Source organism: Novosphingobium sp. (genome assembly GCF_027489515.1).
Classification (GTDB): Bacteria; Pseudomonadota; Alphaproteobacteria; order Sphingomonadales; family Sphingomonadaceae; genus Novosphingobium.
This window is the reverse complement of sequence record NZ_JAIXZS010000015.1, coordinates 37,517-57,768: the sequence shown is the minus strand read 5'-3', so window position 1 is coordinate 57,768 and position 20,252 is coordinate 37,517. Positions and strand designations below refer to the sequence as shown.

At 66.2% G+C, this 20,252-nt stretch carries 23 protein-coding genes; 10 read left to right on the top strand and 13 right to left on the bottom strand.

Annotation, left to right across the window (positions count from 1 at the left end; genetic code table 11):
• The first annotated feature begins 12 nt into the window (after positions 1-12).
• Positions 13-990 carry a protein translocase subunit SecF gene (secF, locus tag Q0082_RS01565; RefSeq protein ID WP_298189143.1) on the top strand — a complete coding sequence of 326 codons (978 nt, stop codon included), beginning with the start codon at positions 13-15 and terminating at the stop codon, positions 988-990.
• Between the two features lie 43 nt (positions 991-1,033).
• Here the strand turns inward: secF and Q0082_RS01560 are convergent, their stop codons facing one another.
• A complete protein-coding gene (locus tag Q0082_RS01560) occupies positions 1,034-2,236 on the bottom strand; it encodes a glycosyltransferase (protein ID WP_298189141.1) in 1,203 nt (400 codons plus the stop codon).
• Between the two features lie 17 nt (positions 2,237-2,253).
• Positions 2,254-2,823 (bottom strand): helix-turn-helix transcriptional regulator, encoded by a 570-nt coding sequence (locus tag Q0082_RS01555; RefSeq protein WP_298189140.1) that lies wholly within the window; start codon positions 2,821-2,823, stop codon positions 2,254-2,256.
• A gap of 135 nt (positions 2,824-2,958) precedes the next feature.
• Between Q0082_RS01555 and Q0082_RS01550 the strand changes: the two genes are divergently transcribed.
• Together Q0082_RS01550 and Q0082_RS01545 are read left to right on the top strand one after the other, a co-directional pair.
• Positions 2,959-3,444: a DUF6456 domain-containing protein gene (locus Q0082_RS01550; RefSeq protein ID WP_298189139.1), complete on the top strand. Its 486-nt coding sequence runs from the start codon at positions 2,959-2,961 to the stop codon at positions 3,442-3,444.
• A gap of 90 nt (positions 3,445-3,534) precedes the next feature.
• Positions 3,535-5,349: a DUF885 family protein gene (locus tag Q0082_RS01545; RefSeq protein WP_298189138.1), complete on the top strand. Its 1,815-nt coding sequence runs from the start codon at positions 3,535-3,537 to the stop codon at positions 5,347-5,349.
• 7 nt (positions 5,350-5,356) lie between these two features.
• On the opposite strand, the gene Q0082_RS01540 is transcribed toward Q0082_RS01545, so the two are convergent.
• The 4 genes from Q0082_RS01540 to Q0082_RS01525 are packed head-to-tail and all read right to left on the bottom strand — an operon-like array spanning position 5,357 to position 9,538.
• Positions 5,357-5,596, bottom strand: a complete 240-nt coding sequence (locus tag Q0082_RS01540) for a hypothetical protein (protein WP_298189136.1) — start codon at positions 5,594-5,596, stop codon at positions 5,357-5,359.
• Positions 5,593-7,017, bottom strand: coding sequence for a radical SAM protein (locus Q0082_RS01535; RefSeq protein WP_298189135.1), 1,425 nt, complete (start codon positions 7,015-7,017; stop codon positions 5,593-5,595). Before Q0082_RS01535 ends, Q0082_RS01540 begins: the two co-directional genes overlap by 4 nt.
• Positions 6,989-7,711 (bottom strand): prolipoprotein diacylglyceryl transferase family protein, encoded by a 723-nt coding sequence (locus Q0082_RS01530; RefSeq protein ID WP_298189133.1) that lies wholly within the window; start codon positions 7,709-7,711, stop codon positions 6,989-6,991. Before Q0082_RS01530 ends, Q0082_RS01535 begins: the two co-directional genes overlap by 29 nt.
• A gap of 33 nt (positions 7,712-7,744) precedes the next feature.
• Positions 7,745-9,538 (bottom strand): ABC-F family ATP-binding cassette domain-containing protein, encoded by a 1,794-nt coding sequence (locus tag Q0082_RS01525; RefSeq protein WP_298189132.1) that lies wholly within the window; start codon positions 9,536-9,538, stop codon positions 7,745-7,747.
• Positions 9,539-9,715: 177 nt separating this feature from the next.
• Here Q0082_RS01525 and Q0082_RS01520 point away from each other — a divergent pair, with 177 nt between their 5' ends.
• From Q0082_RS01520 to Q0082_RS01510, 3 genes are all read left to right on the top strand, one after another.
• A complete protein-coding gene (locus Q0082_RS01520) occupies positions 9,716-10,015 on the top strand; it encodes a PepSY domain-containing protein (protein ID WP_298189131.1) in 300 nt (99 codons plus the stop codon).
• A 115-nt stretch (positions 10,016-10,130) separates the two neighbouring features.
• Positions 10,131-10,808 carry a response regulator transcription factor gene (locus Q0082_RS01515; protein WP_298189129.1) on the top strand — a complete coding sequence of 226 codons (678 nt, stop codon included), beginning with the start codon at positions 10,131-10,133 and terminating at the stop codon, positions 10,806-10,808.
• Positions 10,809-10,924: 116 nt separating this feature from the next.
• Complete coding sequence (locus Q0082_RS01510) at positions 10,925-12,247, top strand: HAMP domain-containing sensor histidine kinase (RefSeq protein WP_298189247.1); 1,323 nt, start codon at positions 10,925-10,927, stop codon at positions 12,245-12,247.
• A 10-nt stretch (positions 12,248-12,257) separates the two neighbouring features.
• Here the strand turns inward: Q0082_RS01510 and Q0082_RS01505 are convergent, their stop codons facing one another.
• Positions 12,258-13,151 (bottom strand): tyrosine recombinase XerC, encoded by an 894-nt coding sequence (locus Q0082_RS01505; RefSeq protein WP_298189128.1) that lies wholly within the window; start codon positions 13,149-13,151, stop codon positions 12,258-12,260.
• Positions 13,148-14,299: a radical SAM family heme chaperone HemW gene (gene hemW, locus Q0082_RS01500; protein ID WP_298189127.1), complete on the bottom strand. Its 1,152-nt coding sequence runs from the start codon at positions 14,297-14,299 to the stop codon at positions 13,148-13,150. The genes Q0082_RS01505 and hemW overlap by 4 nt, the downstream gene beginning before the upstream one ends.
• 62 nt (positions 14,300-14,361) lie before the next feature.
• Here hemW and Q0082_RS01495 point away from each other — a divergent pair, with 62 nt between their 5' ends.
• On the top strand, positions 14,362-14,994 hold the full coding sequence (locus tag Q0082_RS01495; RefSeq protein WP_298189126.1) for a CAP domain-containing protein: 633 nt from the start codon (positions 14,362-14,364) through the stop codon (positions 14,992-14,994).
• Here Q0082_RS01495 and rdgB read toward each other — a convergent pair.
• Both rdgB and rph read right to left on the bottom strand, forming a co-directional pair.
• On the bottom strand, positions 14,939-15,568 hold the full coding sequence (gene rdgB, locus Q0082_RS01490; RefSeq protein ID WP_298189124.1) for an RdgB/HAM1 family non-canonical purine NTP pyrophosphatase: 630 nt from the start codon (positions 15,566-15,568) through the stop codon (positions 14,939-14,941). The two genes, Q0082_RS01495 and rdgB, sit on opposite strands and share 56 nt — an antisense overlap.
• Positions 15,565-16,281, bottom strand: a complete 717-nt coding sequence (gene rph / locus Q0082_RS01485; RefSeq protein ID WP_298189123.1) for a ribonuclease PH — start codon at positions 16,279-16,281, stop codon at positions 15,565-15,567. The genes rdgB and rph overlap by 4 nt, the downstream gene beginning before the upstream one ends.
• Positions 16,282-16,409: 128 nt before the next feature.
• Here rph and hrcA point away from each other — a divergent pair, with 128 nt between their 5' ends.
• Together hrcA and grpE are read left to right on the top strand one after the other, a co-directional pair.
• Entirely contained in the window at positions 16,410-17,474 is a 1,065-nt protein-coding gene (gene hrcA, locus Q0082_RS01480) for a heat-inducible transcriptional repressor HrcA (RefSeq protein ID WP_298189121.1), read from the top strand.
• Positions 17,471-18,034, top strand: a complete 564-nt coding sequence (grpE, locus tag Q0082_RS01475; protein ID WP_298189119.1) for a nucleotide exchange factor GrpE — start codon at positions 17,471-17,473, stop codon at positions 18,032-18,034. Before hrcA ends, grpE begins: the two co-directional genes overlap by 4 nt.
• Positions 18,035-18,083: 49 nt before the next feature.
• On the opposite strand, the gene Q0082_RS01470 is transcribed toward grpE, so the two are convergent.
• Positions 18,084-18,752: an isochorismatase family cysteine hydrolase gene (locus tag Q0082_RS01470; RefSeq protein ID WP_298189116.1), complete on the bottom strand. Its 669-nt coding sequence runs from the start codon at positions 18,750-18,752 to the stop codon at positions 18,084-18,086.
• A 156-nt stretch (positions 18,753-18,908) separates the two neighbouring features.
• Between Q0082_RS01470 and Q0082_RS01465 the strand changes: the two genes are divergently transcribed.
• On the top strand, positions 18,909-19,166 hold the full coding sequence (locus Q0082_RS01465; RefSeq protein WP_298189113.1) for a YMGG-like glycine zipper-containing protein: 258 nt from the start codon (positions 18,909-18,911) through the stop codon (positions 19,164-19,166).
• A 19-nt stretch (positions 19,167-19,185) separates the two neighbouring features.
• Here the strand turns inward: Q0082_RS01465 and Q0082_RS01460 are convergent, their stop codons facing one another.
• Together Q0082_RS01460 and Q0082_RS01455 are read right to left on the bottom strand one after the other, a co-directional pair.
• Positions 19,186-19,668, bottom strand: a complete 483-nt coding sequence (locus tag Q0082_RS01460; RefSeq protein ID WP_298189110.1) for a vgr related protein — start codon at positions 19,666-19,668, stop codon at positions 19,186-19,188.
• An 11-nt stretch (positions 19,669-19,679) separates the two neighbouring features.
• Positions 19,680-20,234: a copper chaperone PCu(A)C gene (locus Q0082_RS01455; RefSeq protein ID WP_298189106.1), complete on the bottom strand. Its 555-nt coding sequence runs from the start codon at positions 20,232-20,234 to the stop codon at positions 19,680-19,682.
• Between the last annotated feature and the right edge of the window lie 18 nt (positions 20,235-20,252).

The window sequence follows — 20,252 nt, the reverse complement described above, 5'->3', positions numbered from 1 at the left end:
GGAACCAGCCCCATGAAGCTTCTCAAGCTCGTTCCCGACAACACGAACATCAAGTTTCTGCGCTGGCGCGTGCCGTTCTACGTGATCAGCCTGCTGCTGATGGCGGCAAGCCTCGGCCTCGTGTTCACCAAGGGCCTCAACCTCGGCGTCGATTTCATTGGCGGGCAGATGATCCGCGTGACCTTCACGCAGAGCGCGGAGGCCCCGGTCGGGCCGCTGCGCGGGGAGATTGAAGCGCTGGGCTATGGCGAGCCGATCATCCAGCGCTACGGCAAGCCGAACGAGATCTCGATCCGCATGAAGCTGCCGGAAGGCGCCGACCACGACAGCGGCCTGTCCGACAAGATGGCGCGCACAATCACGGCGGATATCAAGGCCAAGCATGCCGATGCGCGCGTGGACGGCGTGGACTCGGTTTCGGGCAAGGTTTCGGGTGAGCTGTGGCACAGCGCGGTGCTATCGCTCGGCCTCGCTGCGCTGGCGGTGGCGGCCTATATCTGGCTGCGCTTCGAATGGCAGTTCGGTATCGGCGCGCTGTTCAGCCTTGTCCACGACGTGACGCTGACACTGGGCTTGTTTGCGGTGACCCAGCTCGAATTCGACCTCACCATCGTGGCGGCGCTGCTGACGCTCATTGGCTATTCGCTCAATGATACGATCGTGGTCTATGATCGCATCCGCGAGAACCTGAAGAAGTACCGCAAGATGCCGATGCCCGAGTTGCTCGACCTTTCGGTGAACGAGACGCTGCACCGCACGCTGGCGACCTCGCTTTCGATGCTGATCACGCTGACGGCGCTGCTGCTCTTGGGGCCGGGGGTAATCTTCGGCTTTACGGCGGCGATCACGCTGGGCATTTTCGTCGGCACCTACAGCTCGATCTACATGGCGGCGCCGATCCTGATCTGGCTCAAGGTGACCTCGAAGAGTTTCGTGCCAACCGAGAACGCGCTGGAGAAGCAGGAGCGCCTGGCACGCGAGGGGGCTTAGGCTCTGGCCCAGCACCAGCCCCTCCCGTAAACGGGAGGGGAAATCAGCGGTTGGCAGCTTTCTCGTAGATCCCGGCCAGTGCCTCTGCATTCGCGTCCCAGCTGAAACGGGTCGCGCTGGCTGCGACGTCTGCCTGCGCTGGGGGCGCGGCCAATATGTCTGTGATGGCAGCGGCGATGGCAGCGGGAGTGCGATCGGCAAGGCGGCCGGCGGCCGGGCGGTCGAGCACTTCAGCGGCGCCGCCGATCGGCGGTATTACGAGCGGCGTGCCGCAGGCGAGTGCTTCGATCCAGGCATTGGCGAGGCCCTCGCGCTCCGAGGGCAGGACCATCACATCGGCGGCGCTAAGCAAAATCGGCAGCGTCTCGTGGCTCACCGATCCGAGGAAATGCACTCGGCTCGCCACGCCGTGGGCGGCGGCTTTGGCGCGCAGCGCGGCTTCGTCCGCGCCGGTGCCGGCGAGTGCGAGCTGGATATCGCCGGGCAGGCTGGTCAGCGCCTCGATCGCGAGCGCCTGCCCCTTGATCGCGATCAGCGCGCCGACGCAGACTGCTAGGCGATCCGCGGGGCGCAGGGTTAGGCTGGGGAGGCTCTGCTCGAGGCGGGCACGGGCTTCGGCGCGGGGCACTGGCTGGAAGCGGACGCGGTCCAGACCGGTATAGTGCACGGTGATCCCGCCGGGCGGGGCAAGGCAGAGCGCTTCCATGTCGCGCGCGAGGGCGCCTGAAACGGCCAGCACCGCCGATGCGCTGTGCGCAGCGCGGCGCATCTGCAGCAACGCCGCGGCGCGGTCGCCCCAGAGGTGAATGTCCGAACCGCGCGCCTTGATCGCGTGGGGCAGGCCAAGCGCAGCAGCGACATCGGCGGCAGCGGGGCCATCGGGATAGAAGAACTGCGCGTCGACCAGATCAAAGGGGGCTTCACGGTGGAGCTTTCGCGCCAGCGGCAGGACGGCGCGGGTGATTGCCCATGGATTGAAGCGGCCCGATAGTCCGGGCACGAGCAGGAAACGCGGATGGTGCACCGTGACAAGGCCGCCTCCCACCACTGGTGGGATCACTGCCAGCGGTTTGTAGCGTCCAAGCGCACTGAAAGGCGGCGGCGGCAGGCCGATCGGGTTGATCACCGTGACGTCCCAATCCCCCCGCGCCGCCAGAGCCTCCATCTGGCGCGCGACGAAGCGGCCGAAGCCCGGACGGGTGGCGGCGGGATACAGCGTCGAGATCGACAGCAGGCGGCGCTTCACTGGCAAGGCGCGAAGGATCAGAGCGAGCGGACGAGCAATTCGGCCACACCGATCCAGGCGGGATGATCGATCACCACCTGGCGCTGACCGATGCCCGGTGGCAGCAGGGCGACGCGGTCACCGTCGCGATCGATCATGCGGCCGAATGCAAAGCGCCCGCCGGGGCGCGGGGCGAGCACATCGCGGTTGAGCGCGCGCCCGAAATCCTCTGCGCCGATCTGGCGCAGCCACACCTGATCGCCAGCGCGGTATTCGCCGGCGCTTGTCTCGACCGTCATTACCACGAGCTGCGCCGAGCCGGGCCCGACCGGGAAAACCGCAGACATCGGCTTTGCCAGCGCTTCCGCGCCGCTTGCGCCGAGGCGCGCGATGATCTGCGGCTCGCTGTCAACTTCCGCTTTCACGAGCAGCTGGGGATCGACTTCCAGCGCGGCAGCGATGCGGTTCATCCATCCGAGCGAGAGCGAGCGCATGCCGGTTTCGAGCCGGCCGATTGTCTGGGCAGTCGTCGGCGGCGCGCAGCGTGCGGCGACATCGGCCAAGGTCAGGCCCTTTTGACGGCGGATATCGCGGATGCGGTTGATCATGATGGGGGCACTCTCAGGGGCCTCATACGTGCTTTTACAGCTTTTGTGCGCTGCGGCAAGTTTTGTGCTTTCCTACAGGCGGCTATCTCCGGCAAGACAGCATTTGTTCCATATTTGTTCTTTAGGGAGAGGGTTATGGCACAAGTTCTGGTCGAACGTGAACTGACCGAGGAAGGGCCGCGGCGCCTGGAGGGTGTGCGTCCGGGCGGGGGGCGCGGGGCCGTACGCAGCGTGAAGGTCAATCTCGCCGAATCGCCGCTCACCTGGCTGCATGCGCGCGGACACCTGAATGACCGGCAGTTTGCTGCGGGCGAGCGGCTGCGCGCGGATTGGGAGCGCGCCGAACTTGCGCCTTCGGTGACGATGCGCTGGGATCTGGTGCGTGTGGCGGGTGGTGAGCCGGACCTCACGCCGGGCGAGCGCCAGCTGGCGGCGCGGCGCCGGTTTGACGGTGCGATCGCGGCGGCAGGGCCGGGACTTTCCGATATCCTTTGGCGCGTGGTTTGCGCAGGCGAGGGCGTGCCGGCGGCAGAGAAGGCCCTGGCCTGGCCGGTGCGCAGCGGCAAGCTGGTGCTAGAACTGGCGCTTGACCGGGTGGCGGGCTTTTACGGCATGGGTTAAGAAATCCCCCGCTCCGCCCGCCGGGTGGGTTGCCTCTGATGGCGGGGGTGTGCAAGCGAGCAGGCTTTCCAATCTGCGGGAGCCTTGTCCATGGAAAGACGTGAATTTCTCGCCGGTGCGGCCACGGCTGCGGTTGCCACCTGGCTGCCAATTGCGAGCAGGGCTGCGGCATCTTCCGCACCCGGCGATGCCGCCTTTGCTGCCCTTGCCGATCGTCTGTTCTACGAAAACCTGCTGTTGACGCCGAACCACGCGACCGGTCTCGGCCTCGACACCGGCGTGCGCGCAGGCTTGCGCTCGCGGCTTGATGACAAAAGTGAGGCTGGCCGCGCGGCGGTGCAGGCGTTTGACCGCGCCGGGCTTGCGGCGATGCGCGGGGTCGATCCCGCAAGCCTCAGCCCCGTCGTGCGGCGGCAGCGCGATATCCTGGCCTACATGTTCGAGCGGCGGCTCGCCGGTGTGCCCTTTGGCATCGAGAGCGTGCAGCAGCCCTATCCGATCACCCAGCAGCAGGGCATCTATTTCGAAGTGCCCGACATGCTCGACAGCCAGCATCCGGTGGAGACGGCCGCCGATGCCGAGGCCTATCTGGCGCGGCTCAAGGCCTTCGGATTTGCCCTCGACGAGGACACGCTGGGCCAGAAGCGGCTGGCAGCGCGCGGGGTGATCGCGCCGCGCTGGTCGCTTGATCTCGCGCTCGGCCAGCTTGCCAAGCTGCGCAGCGCGGCGCCCGAGGCCAGCGCAATGGTGCTTTCACTGACGCGGCGCACCACGGCCAAGGGCATTGCCGGGGATTGGGCGGGGCAGGCGGCAAAGATCATTGGCAGCGAGGTCTATCCCGCGCTCGACCGGCAGATCGCGCTGATTAAGGCGCTGCGGGCGAAGACCCCGGCGGGTGACGGCGCGTGGCGCGTGCGTGGCGGCGATGCGATCTATGCAGCCGCGCTGGCCGAGGCGACCACGACCAAGCTCTCGCCGGAAGAGGTTCACAAGATCGGGCTTGAGCAGGTGGCCGATATCGCCGGCAAACTCGATTCGATCCTGAAAGCGGCGGGCTATACGAAGGGCACGGTGGGCGAGCGGCTAACCGCATTGAACCATGCGCCGGATCAGCTTTATCCCGATAGCGATGCGGGGCGCAGCGACCTGATCGCCTCGCTCAATGCCGGGATTGCGGCGATGGCGAAGAAGCTGCCGCAGGCCTTCGCGAACTATCCCAGCGAGCCCCTCGAAATCCGCCGCGTACCGGTGGAGATTCAGGACGGGGCCTCGAACGGCTACTACTACAGCGCCAGCCTCGATGGTTCGCGACCAGCAATCTACTGGATCAACCTGAAGTCCGTGGGTGACTGGCCGCGCTATTCGCTGCCTTCGCTCACCTATCATGAGGGCATTCCGGGGCATCATCTGCAAGGCGGCTATGCGCAGAAGGGTGGTGCGCTGCCCTTGTATCTCAAGGACTATTTCCTCTCGGCACACGGTGAGGGCTGGGCGCTCTATGCCGAACAGCTGGCGGACGAACTGGGCGGTTACTCTGCGCTGGAGCGCGCCGGGTATCTGCAGTCGTTCCTGTTCCGCGCGGCGCGGCTGGTGGTCGATACCGGCATCCACCACTACCGCTGGAGCCGTGAGAAGGCGACCGCCTACATGGTCGCCACGACCGGCTTCGCGCAGGCGCGCAGCCAGCGCGAGGTGGAGCGCTATTGCGTGCTGATCGGGCAGGCCTGCAGCTACAAGATCGGCCACACCGCCTGGGTGAAGGCGCGGGCGAAGGCGCAGGCCGCCCTGGGCGACAAGTTCAGCCTGCCGTGGTTCCATGGGATCCTCGAGGAAGGCACGATGCCGCTGTTCATGCTGGAGAAGCGGATCGAGGAGCGCACGGCGGAGCGGTTGGCAGCGGGGTGAGGGGCCTTCAGAAGACGTTGTCATCTTCGGGCTGTCGCAGCAGCGAGCGGCCCCATTTGTACAGGCCGAACCCGATGGCGAAAGGGACACCGCCGACTGTGAGCGGGAGGTAGAGTGCGACGAGGATCGTCGGGTCCTGCGCCACCTCCGACGCACCGATGCCGATGACAACCAGGGTGCACAGCCCGCTGAGGAGCATGATCAGGATCCCGGCCGCAAGCAGCAGGCCACCGAACAGGCGCTTCATGGTGTCCTCCGGGCGCGGGCGAGCACCGGCGCGCCTTCGGCGCCGGGGCGGTAGAACGTGTTGTAGGTATCGAAGGGGATGATCTGGCGATCGGGCGTGACGAAGTGGACGCAGCTGCGTTTCACCGTCGCCAGATCGAAATTGTAGCGATCGAGGAACTGCAGGATCACGACGCGGAAGCTGTTGGCATAGCCGAGGTCTTCCGGCACCAGCGCCTGTGGCAGGCAGCACAGCACGCCCGCCAGCTTCTCCTCGGTGTTGCACTGCGTGGTGGCGAGGCTGAACAGGTTCAGCATGGCCTCGCGCAGCGCGGGATAGGCTTCGTAGCTGATCGTGTTGGGTCCGTTCAGCAGCACTTCGTGCGGGAGCAGCGAGGTGATCGGGGTGACGGAGCGACCGCTGCGCAGACCGTAGCCTATGCAGATCTGATCGGGATTGCAGGGCAGCGGGATCATGTCCTCCGCCGCGAAGACGCCCGCTTTCACCACTTCTCGCCGGATCTGGGTGATCAGCATGCGGTTGGCCTTGCCATCGAAGCCTTCGTTGCGCCCGGCATCCTGCACCGGCTGGAAGGTGACACCGCGCACGCATTTCCATTCGAGCGCGTGGCTGACGATTGCCGCAATCTCGCTGTCGTTGACCCCGCGCTTCACGACGGCGACCAGCGTGGTCGAGAGGCCGACGCGCTCCAGTGCTTCCAGAGCGGCCTGGCGGACGCGCGAGAGGCGGGCACCGCGCAAGTTGACCAGCGCCTCGTCGTTCAGGCTGTCGAACTGGAGGTAGACTTCGAGGCGAGGGGCATATGTGGCGAGGCGTTCCACGAAGGCCGGGTCTTGCGCGATGCGCACGCCGTTGGTGTTGATCATCACGTGGCGGATCGGGCGGCGCTTCACCGCATCGAGCACCTCAAAGAACTGCGGGTGGATCGTGGGTTCGCCGCCCGAAAGCTGGACGAGATCCGGCTCGCCCTCGCTTTCGACGAGCGCATCGAGCATGCCCTCGATCACGCTCAGCGGCAGATGCACGCCATGGACATTCTCGGCATCGGCGAAGCAGACCGGGCAGGCGAGGTTGCAGGCCGAATTGATCTCCACGATGGCAAGGCAACTGTGCTGCTCGTGATCGGGGCAGAGACCGCAATCGAACGGGCAGCCCGCCTCGGTGCGGGTCTGCGCGGTGAGCGGGCGGTCACCGGGCTTGAGCCAGTCCTTCTGGCCGCGCCAGTAGGCGAGATCGTCGCTGATCAGCGTTTTCTGGACGCCGTGGGCGGCGCAGCGCTTGAGGTAGTAGACGCTGCCTTCCTCGATGATGACCTTGGCGGGAACGGGTTCGAGGCAGGTCTCGCACAGGCTCGTGGTCTGGCTGTGGAAGATATAGGGCGCCGACTTGCGCTCAGGCGGTGGCAGGACGGTCGTTTCCACGTGCGATCCAGACGAGGGCATAAAGGATCAGTCCGATCATGGCGAAGCTGAACACGTTCAGCGGGCCGAGCACCTTTGGATAGGGCTTCAGGAACTCCCACGCAAATCGCTGCATGGCATAGAACAGGACGAAGGCGTGGAAGCCGTGCCGCGTGGCCCACACGCGTTCGCGGACGAGTGCGCGCCAGTAGACGATGAGGAAGCCGAGCATCGCGAGCGATTCGTAGAGCTGGACGGGATGGCGCGCGATGCCATCGCCCAGATCGACGCCCCAGGGCAGGCTGGTAGGGGTGCCGAAGGTCTGGTCGGGAAGGCCGGCGAAAAGGCAGCCGAGGCGGCCGACCATGATGCCAAGCGTCAGCGGAATGACGAAGGGCCCGCCGGTCGAACCGCGAACACCGCGCACCCATTTCCATAGCTCGACGGCGACGATGGCCCCGGCGAGGGCGCCCGCGACCGAGTGCGAAAGCGTGGGCCGCGCCGCCTGCAGCGTGTTGATCGAGCCGAGTAGCCACGCGCCTGCTGCTGCGCCAAGCGCGAGGGTTATGAAGTAGTCCGGCGCCGTCTGCCGGGCCAGCGTTTCGACGCTCGCGCGGCGGCGGCGATAGACCCACTGGCCGCCGAGAAAGGCGGTCCCCCAAGCGGCGAGATCGCCGAGATAGTGGAACCAGGGGGACGTGGGGACGTGGATCACGTGACCGGTAGTAGCTACGGACCCGCGCGAGGACTAGCCCTCCACCATCTCCGCCAGTTCCAGCCAGCGTTCTTCCGCCGCGTCCTTTTCGGCGCGCGCCTTGTCGAGCGCGGCGGTGAGGGCGGCGAAGCGGGTGGGGTTTTTGGTGTAGAGATCGGGGTCGGCCAGCGCGGCCTCGTCGCGGGCGATGGCTTTTTCAAGCTCGGCGATGCGATCCGGGAGCAGTTCGTAGTCGCGCTGGTCCTTGTAGGTGAGCTTGGCCTTCTTGGGCGGCGGGGGAGGCGGCGGCGCGGCGGCGGGTTTGTCTGCCGTTTCGCGCTGGACGGGTTTGCCTGCGAGGCGCTGCTTGCGCTGCTTTTCCCAGTCGGCATAGCCGCCCGCGACCACATCGACTTTGCCTGAGCCATCCATGCCGAGCGTGATCGTGACGGTGCGATCAAGGAAATCGCGGTCGTGGCTGACGATGAGCACGGTGCCGTCGTAGTCCGAAATCACTTCCTGCAGCAGGTCGAGCGTTTCGAGATCGAGGTCGTTGGTCGGCTCGTCGAGCACGAGGAGGTTCGAGGGGCGGGCGAATTCGCGCGCCAGCAGGAGCCGCGAGCGTTCGCCGCCCGAGAGCGTGCCGACACGCGCTTCGACCATGCCGGGATCGAACAGGAAGTCCTTGAGGTAGCCGTGGATATGCTTGCGCACGCCCTGCACGTCGATCCAGTCACTGCCTTCGGCGACCACATCGCGGATGCGTTTCTCCGGCGACATCAGGCTGCGCTGCTGGTCGATCACCACGGGGGTGAGCGTCTTGGCGAGGGTTACGGTGCCGCTGTCTGGCTCCAGTTCGCCGGTCAGGAGCTTGAGGAGAGTCGTCTTGCCCGCCCCGTTCGCGCCGACAAGGCCGATGCGGTCCTTGCGGGTAATCCGCAGCGAGAAGTCCTTGACGATCACCCGTTCGCCGAAGCGCTTGGTGATCTTGTCTGCGACGATCACCGCCTTGCTCTTGGCATCGTCGCTGGCGAGGGTGAGCTTGGCCGCGCCCTGCGGGCTCAGCATCGCGGCGCGGGTGGCGCGCATTTCCCAGAGCTTTTCGAGCCGGCCCATGTTGCGCTTGCGCCGCGCGGTGACGCCGCGTTCGAGCCAGTGCGCTTCGATCTTCAATTTGGCATCGAGCTTGTCAGCGGCGCGGGCTTCTTCCGCGTAGACCGCCTCCATCCACGCTTCATAACCGCCGAAGCCGATCTCGCGGCGGCGGAGCGAGCCGCGATCGAGCCAAAGCGTGGCCTTGGTCAGACGCTCGAGGAAGGTGCGGTCGTGGCTGATGACGACGAAGGCGCCGTTGTAGCGTTGTAGCCAGCTTTCGAGCCATTCGATCGCGGCGAGATCGAGGTGGTTGGTCGGCTCGTCGAGCAACAGCAGATCGGGCTCGCTGGCGAGCGCGCGGGCGAGCGCCGCGCGGCGGCGTTCACCGCCCGAGGCGCTGTCGGCTTTGCGAGAAAGGTCGATGCCGAGTTGGCCGGCGATGGATTCGACTTCGTGGCGCGGCGGGGCGTCCTTGCCCGAAAGCGCGAAATCCATGAGCGTATCGTAGCCGGTGAAGAATGGGTCCTGCTCCAGCGTGACGACGCGCGTGCCCGGCTGGACCGAGCGGGTGCCCTTGTCGCCTTCGACTTCGCCCGAAAGGAGCTTCAGCAGCGTGGTCTTGCCCGCGCCATTGCGACCGATCAGCGCCAGCCGGTCACGCGGGCCGATCTGGATGTCGAGGTCCCTGAACAGCCAGCTTGTGCCCTGGTTTAGGCCGAGGCCTTCCCAGCTGAGGATCGGTGCTGCTGCCATGATGCAGCGGCGCTTAGCGGGGGCGGGCCGCGAGGTCCAGTATCAGCAAAGGGCGTGATGGCACTCGCCCGCTTGATCTGTCATATTGAATGGCTAGGGGGATGGGCGAGCGGACCAGCGCGCGCCGCATCGTGTTCACAAGCTATTCAAAAGGCGGAGGCTATGCCGCTTCGCATCATGCGTTGGACCTCATCGATTCTTGCCCTTGGCCTCCTCGTCTCGCTTGCCCCGGCGGCCGACGCGCAGCAGCGCGCCGATGAACAGGGGGAGGCGCGCCGCGATTTGCGCAACGGCAACGTGCGCTCGCTCCGCGAGATCGAGGCGCGCGTCCTGCCAACCAAACGCGGCATGCAGTACCTCGGGCCCGAATACGATCCGACGGCCATGGCCTATCGCCTGAAGTTCATCCAGGGCGGGCGGGTCGTGTTCGTCGATGTCGATGCGCGGACCGGGCAGATTCTGGGCGAATCGCACTGATTCCCCAGCCTTTCGGCAGGCAAAACGCCCCGTTCCTTGACCGTTCAGGTTTGTCGCTCCATCAAGCCAGACGAAGAGTGGTCCCGCAGGTAGCGGGCGCAGCAAGGGGCAAGCGATGCGTATCCTGATCGTCGAGGATGAACCGACCCTCGGCAAGCAGCTCAAGTCCACGCTCGAGTCAAACGGGTACGCCGTCGATCTTTCGGTCGATGGCGAGGACGGGCACTTCATGGGTTCGACCGAAGATTACGATGCGGTGATCCTCGATCTGGGCTTGCCGGAGATCGATGGGCTGACGGTGCTGAACATGTGGCGCAAGGAGGGGCGCAAGTTCCCTGTGCTGGTTCTGACCGCGCGCGACAGCTGGTCGGACAAGGTTGCCGGGCTTGATGCCGGCGCGGACGACTATCTCGCCAAGCCTTTCCAGAGCGAGGAACTGATCGCCCGCCTGCGCGCGCTGATCCGGCGCGCTTCGGGCAATTCCTCGTCCGAGCTGATCGCGGGCGGCGTGCGGCTCGATACACGCTCGGGCCGCGTGACGCTCGACGGCGAGCCGGTGAAGCTGACCGCGCAGGAGTACAAGCTGCTCTCCTATCTGCTCCACCACAAGGGCAAGGTGGTGAGCCGCACTGAGCTGATCGAACACATCTACGATCAGGATTTCGACCGTGATTCCAACACGATCGAAGTGTTCGTGACGCGCATCCGCAAGAAGCTGGGGCCTGATGTGATCACCACGATCCGCGGGCTGGGCTATAGCCTCGACGACCCGGCGCAGGGCGGCCGGGGCTGACTGGCTGAGGGGCGCACGGCGTGGAACACAGCGTGATTGCCCCCGACGATACCGCTGCAGCGGCGCCAGACGCGCAGCCGGCAACAGCACCGCATACGGGCTCGCTTTCGCGGCGCATGCTGCTGATCGCAGTGGCGTGGATCTCGGTGCTGCTGCTGGGCGGCGGCTTTGCGCTAGACCGAACGATGACGGGGCTTGCCACGAGCAACTTCGACAAGCAACTCGACTACATGCTGACCGCCATGGTCGGCTCAGCCGAGATCGGGCCGGATGGCGAAGTGTTCTTCAATCGAGCCCTCGGCGATCAGCGCTTTCTCGAGCCGAACAGCGGTCTTTACTGGCAGATCAGCGGCAAGGGACACGAGGATTTTCCTTCGCGCTCGCTCTGGGATCGCACTCTCAAGCTCAGGGGCGATCACTTCGACGGCACGCCGCACGTCTATGACAGCGAGCAGTTCGGAGATGAGCGGCTGCGGATCATCGAACGCTCGGTGATTCTTCCGGGCAGCCCGATCAACTGGCAGTTCGCGGTCGCTGCCAGCCGCAGCGATCTTGACGCGCAGATCCGGCGTATCCGCGCAATTCTTATCTGGTCGTTTGTGGTGCTCGCGCTCGGCCTTATCGCCATGGCAGCGCTTCAGACTTACTACGGCCTTGGCCCCTTGCGCCGCGTGCGACGCGCGATTGCCGACATGCGCGAGGGCCAGGCGCGGCGGGTGGACGAGCCCCTGCCGCTTGAAGTGCAGCCGCTGGTCGAGGAAATCAACGCCCTGCTCGCCCATTCGGAGCGGCAGGCCGAGGAAGCGCGCACCCATGCCGGCAACCTTGCCCATGCGCTCAAGACCCCGCTGACAGTGGTGATGAACGCCGCGACGGCGAAGGCCGATGACCTTTCGGACACGGTGATCCGCGAGGCGGCGGTGATGCGCCGGCAAGTCGACCATCACCTCGCCCGTGCCCGCGCAGTCGGCCGCCGCGCCACCGGCCTTTCGCGTGCCAGCGTGGGCGAAAGCGCCGAGGCGGTGGAGCGCGCGGTCGTGCGGCTCTATCCGCATGTGCGCTTCGACATGGATGGCAACCGCGAGGCGAGCGTCGCGATCGAACGGCAGGATCTCGACGAGATTCTCGGCAATCTGATCGAGAACGCGGCGAAATATGGCGGCGGTTCGGTCTTCGTGACGATCGATGCGGTGCCCGACGATCCGAAGACCTGCGAGATCTGGATCGAGGACGACGGGATGGGCATCCCGGACGAGGCGCGCGACAAGCTTTTCGCGCGCGGCGCCCGGCTCGATACAGGCAAGCCCGGCACGGGACTCGGCCTTGCCATCGTGCGCGATGTGGCCGAACTTTACGGCGGATCGATCACGCTCGGCGAGAGCGAGGATCTGGGCGGCCTTATGGCGGTGCTGCGCCTGCCGCGCTCGGCGGGGAAGTAGGCGGGCGCACTCAGGCCCGCGGATGCGCGTTTCGATAGACATCGAGGAGCGTGGCAGCATCGACCTTGGTGTAGATCTGCGTCGAGGACAGGCTCGCGTGGCCGAGCAGTTCCTGCAGGCTCCTGAGGTCTGCCCCCGCGCCAAGCAGGTGCGTGGCAAAGCTGTGGCGCAGCGCATGGGGCGTGGCGGTGGCGGGCAGGCCCAGCACGGTCCGCGCGCGGGCGACGGCACGCTGGATCATCGCCTGCGCGAGCGGTCCGCCCTTTGCGCCGCGGAACAGCGGGGCGTGGCGCTCGAGCGGGAAGGGGACTTTCGCGGCGTAGTCTTCCACCGCCGCTTTCACAATCGGAAGGATCGGCACGACGCGCTGGCGGCCGCCCTTGCCGATGACGGTGAGCGCATCGCCAAGCGGCAGCGCGGCGGCGGTGAGCGAAAGCGCCTCGGCGATGCGCAGACCCGCTCCGTAGAGCAGGAGGAGGACGGCGCGGTCGCGCGCGCCGATCCATGGCTCGGCGCCCTCGTCCGCGACCATGGCCGCAAGGTTCACCGCATCGTCCGGCGTGACCGGGCGGGGCAGGCCCTTCTTGATCCGGGGTCCGCGCAAGCGGGGCGGCGGGGCGTCCGGACTGCCAGCCTGCGTCCGTGCGAAGCTGAGGAAGGCCTTAAGCGCCGAGAGTTCGCGTGCCGCAGACACGTTTCCGATGCCGTCCGCCCGGCGCGATGCCAGCTGGGTGCGCACATCGCCGACTTCGAACTTGGCCAGAGCCGGCCAATCATGCGGCGGGGGAAGTGCCGCGAGCAGCCGCGCCGCGGTCGCGACATAGGCGCGGACGGTGTGCGGCGAGCGGCGGCGGGCGAGCGCGAGGTGGCTACCCCAGGCTTCGAGCAGATCGGGCGCGCTCATGCCGATACGAGCCCGGCCGGGACGAGTTCGCCGAGCAGGCCATCGAGGAGCGGCATTCCGGCTTCGGTTACGATCAATCGGTCCGCGTGGCCGGCGAGAAGGCCTTGTTCGGCATAGAACGCGCGCTTGGCGGGATCGATCAGATCGGTCTCGAAAAGGCCAAAACGCCGGGCGAGCGCGGCGGGCGCGATACCCTCGGCAAGGCGCAGCCCCATAAGGAGTGCTTCGGCAGCCTGCTCCCTTGTGCCGAGTTCGCGAATGTCCGCGATGCCGTGGTGCTGGACGGTGACGGCCTTGAGGAAGTTTTCGGGCTTGCGGTGACGGACGGTCGCAAAGCTGCCGCGCCGCCCATGGGCGCCGGGGCCAATCCCGGCATAGTCCTGATAGCGCCAGTAAACGAGGTTGTGGCGGCTTTCCTCGCCTGGCCGCGCGTGGTTGCTGATCTCGTAGGCAGGGATGCCTGCCGCGGTGGTTAGCTCGCGGGTGAGCGCGAAGAGATCGCCTGCCGCATCGTCATTCAGCGGGGTGAACTTGCCTTCGCGTACCAGCGTGGCGAAGCGGGTGCCGGGCTCGATGGTCAGCTGGTAGAGTGAGAGATGACCGGTGCCGAGCGCCAGCGCGCGGGTGAGTTCGGTTTCCCACAGTTCCGGTGAGTGATCGGGGCGGGCGTAAATGAGATCGAAGCTGACGCGGGCGAAATGGCGCTGCGCCACTTCCAGCGCGGCTAGGCCCTCGGCAGCATTGTGAAGGCGGCCGAGGAAGCTGAGTGCTGCATCGTCCAGTGCCTGCAGGCCGAGGGAAACGCGGTTGATCCCGACACCCGCAAGCGTGGCGAAGTTCGCCGCTTCGACCGAGGATGGATTGGCTTCCAGCGTAATCTCGATATCGGGGGCGAAGCGCCAGTGGCGGCTCGCCGCCTCGATCAGCGACGCGACCAGTGCGGGCGGCATCAAGGAGGGCGTGCCGCCGCCGAAGAAGATCGAGGTCAGCTCGCGCCCGCCTGTCAGGGCCGCCTCATGCGCCATGTCGGCGAGCAGCGCCTTCTGCCATTCGGCGATGTCGGTCTTCTCGCGGACATGGCTATTGAAATCGCAATAGGGGCACTTGGCGAGGCAGAACGGCCAGTGGATATAAAGGGCAAAGGCCATGTCTCTTTCCAGCCTGAGTCGGGCTGGTAAAGTCAAGCGGCAAAGGATTGGGGACAGTTCATATGCCGGGGATTCGCGCACTTGCCATCGTTGCCGTTGCCACGCTGATTGGCGCGCCGCCGCTGGCGGCTCAAGTCACCGTCACGCCGACCGAGACAGTGGCGGATCGCCTGCTTGCCGCGCAGAACGCCGAACGGGTGAAGGTGGGGCTGAAACCGCTGGTGTGGAGCTCCAAGCTGGCCGACCACGCGAAGAAATGGGCGCAGACGCTGGCAGTCTCCGACATGTTCGAGCACGCGCCGGTAGGGGCTGATGGCGGCGAGGGCGAAAACCTCTGGTTCGGCACCAAGGACGACTACACGCCGGAGGAAATGATCGGTTTCTTCGTCGACGAGGGCAAGCAGTTCAAGCGCGGCCTCTTTCCCGATGTTTCGACCACCGGGCGCTGGGAGGATGTCGGGCATTATACGCAGATGGTGTGGAAGGACACGCGCGAAGTCGGCTGCGCGCTTGTCGGCAATGCGCGGCGTGATTTTCTGGTGTGCCGCTACTGGCCCGCGGGGAACATCGCCGGACAGCCGGTATATGACTACAAGCCATCGGCGCAGACAATGCAGCCCGCGCCCAAACCCGATGCCGTCAGTCCGTCAGCGCCGAAGAAACGAGCTTCGAAAAAGCGTCGGCGCGGTGGCTGATCTTGTGCTTTTCGGCTGGATCGAGCTCGGCGAAAGTGCGCGTATCGCCTGAGGGCACGAAGACCGGATCGTAGCCGAAACCCATGGTTCCGCGCGGCGGCCATGTGAGCGAGCCCATGGCGCGGCCTTCGTAGACCGCCTCGCGGCCATCGGGCCACGCGAGCGCCAGGACGCAGGCGAACCAGCAGTCGCGCGAGGTTTGGGGGCCGAGTTCGGCGAGTTTGCCCTCGACCTTGCCCATGGCCATGTACCAGTCACGGCCCGGGCCGCCTTCGTAGGGTGCGGCTTCGGCCCAATCGGCGGTGTAAACGCCGGGTGCTCCGCCCAAGGCCACTACGCAGAGACCGGAATCATCAGCGAGCGCGGGAAGGCCCGAAGCGCTGGCCGAGGCATGGGCCTTGATCAGCGCGTTCTCGGCAAAGGTGGTGCCGGTTTCGGCGGGCTCGGGCAGGCCGAGTTCACCCGCCGAGAGGCAGTCCATGCCGTAGGGCTCCAAAAGCGCCCGGATCTCGCGCAGCTTGCCCGCGTTGTGCGTGGCGATGACGAGCTTTCCGGGCGCGAGGAGCCGGGTCATTGGCCGACAGCGCGGGCCTGTGCGGCGAAGATCTCGGTGCAGCCGATGCGGGCGAGGCGAAGGAGGCGCAGCAGGCCTTCCTCGTCATAGGTCGCGCCTTCCGCAGTGGCCTGCACCTCAGCGATGTGGCCGCCCTCAATCAGCACGAAGTTGGCGTCGGCGTCGGCCGAGCTGTCCTCGATGTAGTCGAGATCAAGCACGGGCGTGCCGTTGTGAATGCCGCAGGAGATGGCGGCGACCTTGCGGGTGAGCGGGTCCTCGGTGATTGCGCCCGCGTCCATCAGCTTCTGCACGGCAAGGCGCAGCGCGATCCACGCGCCCGAGATCGAGGCAGTGCGGGTGCCGCCATCGGCCTGGATCACGTCGCAATCGAGCGTGATCTGGCGTTCGCCAAGCTTCTTGAGATCGGTGACGGCGCGCAAGGAACGGCCGATCAGGCGCTGGATTTCCTGCGTGCGGCCCGATTGCTTGCCCTTTGCCGCCTCTCGGCTGCCGCGCGTGTGGGTGGCGCGGGGAAGCATCGAGTATTCTGCCGTGACCCAACCTTCGCCCTTGCCGCGCATGAAGGGCGGCACGCGTTCCTCGACCGAGGCGGTGACGAGCACCTTGGTATCGCCGAAGCCGATCAGCACCGAGCCTTCGGCGTGCTTCGTGAAGCCGGTTTCGATCGTGATGGCGCGCATTTCATCTGCGGCGCGGCCTGAGGGACGCATGGGAATTCCTTTGTCTGCTGTTTGCGCTGCCTTTAGCCCGCGCGGAGCGGAATGAAAGGCCCTGCGGCACGAAAAGACGGGATTTGCGACGCCTTTCACGGCGCGATGATCTGTCCTAGATAGGGGGTATGGCAGGACCCGGACTTTCAGAACTCACGCTGCGAGCCCGTGAAATCTTTCGGCTGGTGGTCGAAGGCTATATCGCCAGCGGCCAGCCGGTGGGCTCGCGCACCCTTGCCGGGAGCGGGGCGGTGGGCTTGTCGCCCGCCTCGATCCGTTCGGTGCTGCAGGAATTGCAGGATGCCGGCCTGCTCGCGGCGCCGCATACGAGCGCGGGACGGATGCCGACCGAGGTGGGCCTCAGGCTCTTTGTTGATGGGATCATGCAGGCGGCTGAGCCTTCGGCGGCGGAACGCGCAAAGATCGAGCGGGGGCTGTCTGAGGGCGGTTCCATCGAGGCCGCGCTGGCGGCGGCAAGTTCGGCGCTGTCCGATCTTTCGGCGGCGGCGGGCGTCGTGATGGTGCCGCGGCGCGAGATGCGGCTGGCGCAGATTTCCTTCGTGCCGCTGGGGCAGGCGCGGGCGCTGGTGGTGCTGGTGGGGGATGACGGTAGCGTCGAGAACCGGGTGATCGATCTTCCGGGCGCGGCCAGCGCTTCGACACTCGAACAGGCGGGCAATTACCTCACCGCGCGCATGGCCGGGCGCACTTTGGCGGATGCCTTGCAGGCGATCCGCGCCGAGATCGCGAGCGGGCGTTCGGCGCTCGATACGGCAAGTGCGGCGCTCGTCGAGCGCGGCCTTGCGGTGTGGAGCCGCGATGCGGCGCAGCGGCCGGTGCTGGTGGTGCGGGGGCAGGCCAACCTGCTCGATGAAGCGGCGCTCGGCGATATCGAGCGGGTGCGGCAGCTGCTCGACGAACTCGAAAGCGCCGAGGCTATCGCAGGCGTGCTCGATGCCGCGCGCGAGGCGGACAGCGCGCGCATTTTCATCGGCAGCGAGAACCGGCTGTTCTCGCTTTCGGGCTCGTCGGTGATCGCGGCGCCCTGGCGTGATGGCGAGGGGCGTGTTGTCGGAGTTGTGGGCGTTATCGGGCCTACGCGGTTGAATTATGCGCGGGTTGTCCCCATGGTTGATTTCACGGCTCAATCTCTGAGCAGGATCATCACGCAGGACGGATTTACGCGAAAATGACTGATAACGACACGCGCCCTACGGATGCCGAAGTGGCGGCAGAGCTTGAAGGCGTGCCTTCCGAACTGACCGATGGCGGCAATGTTCAGGCCGAATTGCTCGAAGCGCTGAAGGCCGATCTGGAGGCGGCTAAGCAGGATGTGCTTTACGCCAAGGCCGAGACGCAGAACGTGCGCCGCCGCATGGAAAAGGAAATGGCGGACGCGCGCAGCTATGCCGCAACGGCCTTTGCGCGCGACATTCTCTCGGTTGCGGACAACCTGTCGCGCGCGCTCGAATCGATTCCGGCGGAGCTGCGCGAGGACGACAAGATGAAGAACCTTGTCGCCGGCCTCGAAGCGACGGGGCGCGAGATCGAGAAGGTGTTTTCCAGCCACGGCATCAGCCGGATTGCCGCCAAGGGCCTGCCGCTCGATCCGCACCAGCACCAGGCGATGCTGGAAATTCCTTCCAACGATGTGGAGCCGGGCACCGTGCTGCAGGAACTGCAGGCCGGCTACATGATCAAGGACCGCCTGCTGCGCGCTGCGATGGTGGCGGTGGCGAAGAAGCCGGATTGATCTAAACTAGGCCTCACCATGACGACTTGGTGGGGCGAGGGGGCCTATCTCAGCCCAGCAACCCCAGCACTTCGTCCGTATCGTAGAGATCGGCGAACACGAACGCCATGCTGTGCAGCGTGGCGACGTGTTCGGCGTCGGTCAGCGCGGCATTGGCGTCGCCCGCGAACAGCACGCGGTAGTTGAACTGCATCGCATCGCGCGCGGTGCTTTCGCAGCAGCAGTTGGTGAGGGTGCCGGTGATCAGCACGGTGTCGATGCCGCGCGCTTTCAGAACGGCGTCGAGATCGCTGGTGCCGGGGGTGAAGCCGCTGAAGCGATGCTTGTCGATCACGGCGTCTTCGGGCCGGACATCGAGCGTGGGCCAGAAATCGTGATAGTGCGCGCCGGGGGTGAAGGCAGCGCGGTGGGCAGCCGCGCCTGAGCCGAGGCGGCGGACGAAAACCGACCAGCTGGCGGCATCGGGCGTAGTGAAGCGCAGGAACACGTTGAGCCCGCCGGCCGCGCGGATAGCGGCGCTGATACGGTTGATGTTGCCGACGATCTCGCGTGCCATCGGCACTTCGACCGGTGAGCCTTCCTCCATGAAACCGTTCTGCATATCGACGCAGATGTGCGCGAGACGCTTCGGATCGATATCGTCGAACACGTTACGGATGCCGCCGCGCGCGGCGGCGACAGCATCGAGAACGGCATGGGTATCGACGGCGTGCGGCATGGGTGCGGTCCCTCTTGTGCAGCGGGATCGTGACACGGTCAGGCGTGTTTGCACCATAGCGCAGCGGAAAGCCTTTCGCGTGGCGGAACCCGGCGGCGGCACGCGCGTTTCTGCTTGGCAGGGTTAATCATTCGGGGGCCGCAAGGAGACTGGACGATGAAACACAAGATCATGATTCCCGTCATTGCCGTCGCGGCGTTCTCGCTCGCAGGCTGCGCGCGTAACTACGGCGCCGAAGGCGCGCTGCTTGGTGCAGCAGGCGGCGCGGTGATCGGCGGCGCAACGGGCGGCGATGTCGGCACCGGCGCGGCGATTGGCGCCGCGGCGGGCGCAGTCGGCGGTTCGCTGATCAAGAAGCATGGTCGCTGCTATCGCCGCGACCGCGATGGCTACGAGTACCAGGTCCGCTGCTGAGCTATTGCGATGCGCCCGGTCAGGCAGACCCGATCGGGAACGGCAGTACGGATTGCAGCGCCGCAAGCGAAGGGGCCGCGCCGTGCGGCGCACCCTGTGCTGCGAGGAAGGCGTGCGCCACAAGCTCGGCCTGCTGCTCAATGCCGTAGGCCGTGAATGGCCGTGCCGGATCGAAGCGGTAGTCATAGCGGCAGAACGGGTGGCGCATCAGCGGGAGATAGAACCGCCCGCGCTGCTGCGTCTGCCAGACATGCACAAGCTCGTGGATAAAAAGCGCCTGCAGACCGAGCGGCGCCTGCGCGAAATCGTCATGGTAGTGAGGGCTTGCCGGATGGAAATGCACGTGCCCCATCGGCGCCATCACGGTGGCGCGCGGCTGGAAGGGGAAGAAGCGGCGCCGCCGGATCCGAACAGGTGCAAGATCCAGCGCGCCGCCGAAAACGCTTTGCGCGAGCGCCTGTTCGCCCGGCGTAAGCGGCCTTTCGCCCCCGGGGGGAACCATGGGCGCCGCGATCACATGTGATCCATCATGCCTTCCATCGCGCCCACTTCCTCGACCTTGGCGAAGGTGCTGACCTTGTCGCCATTGGCGAGCGTGAAGGTGACTTCGACATCCTTGCCCGGCTTCATCGTGCTGGCGAGATTGAACAGCATGACATGATAGCTTCCGGCCTTGAACTCGGCAGGCTTGTCCGCGCTGAAGGCGACCGAGGTGACCGGCGCCATCGAGGAGACGCCATTTTCCGTCTTCGTCTCATGCATTTCCGCGCGGCCGGCGCCATCGACATGAACGGCGACGAGCGTGTTGGCCTTGCCCGCCGTCTGCTGGATCGTGAAATAGAGCACGCCGGGATTGCCGGGCACGGCCGGGAGCTTGATGACCGGTTCGATCACGCTTACGTTGGGGGCATTGTCGGGTGCGGCGGGATCAAGTGCCGCGCCGGGGGCAGTGGAGGCAGATGCCGATGCCGATGGGGCGGCTTCGGGCGTATTGCCGCTGCACCCTGCGATTGCCAGCAGGCCTGCGCTTGCGACAAGGATGACGGCTGCGGAACGGATAGGGGGCATCGAGGCTCTCTCCAGTCT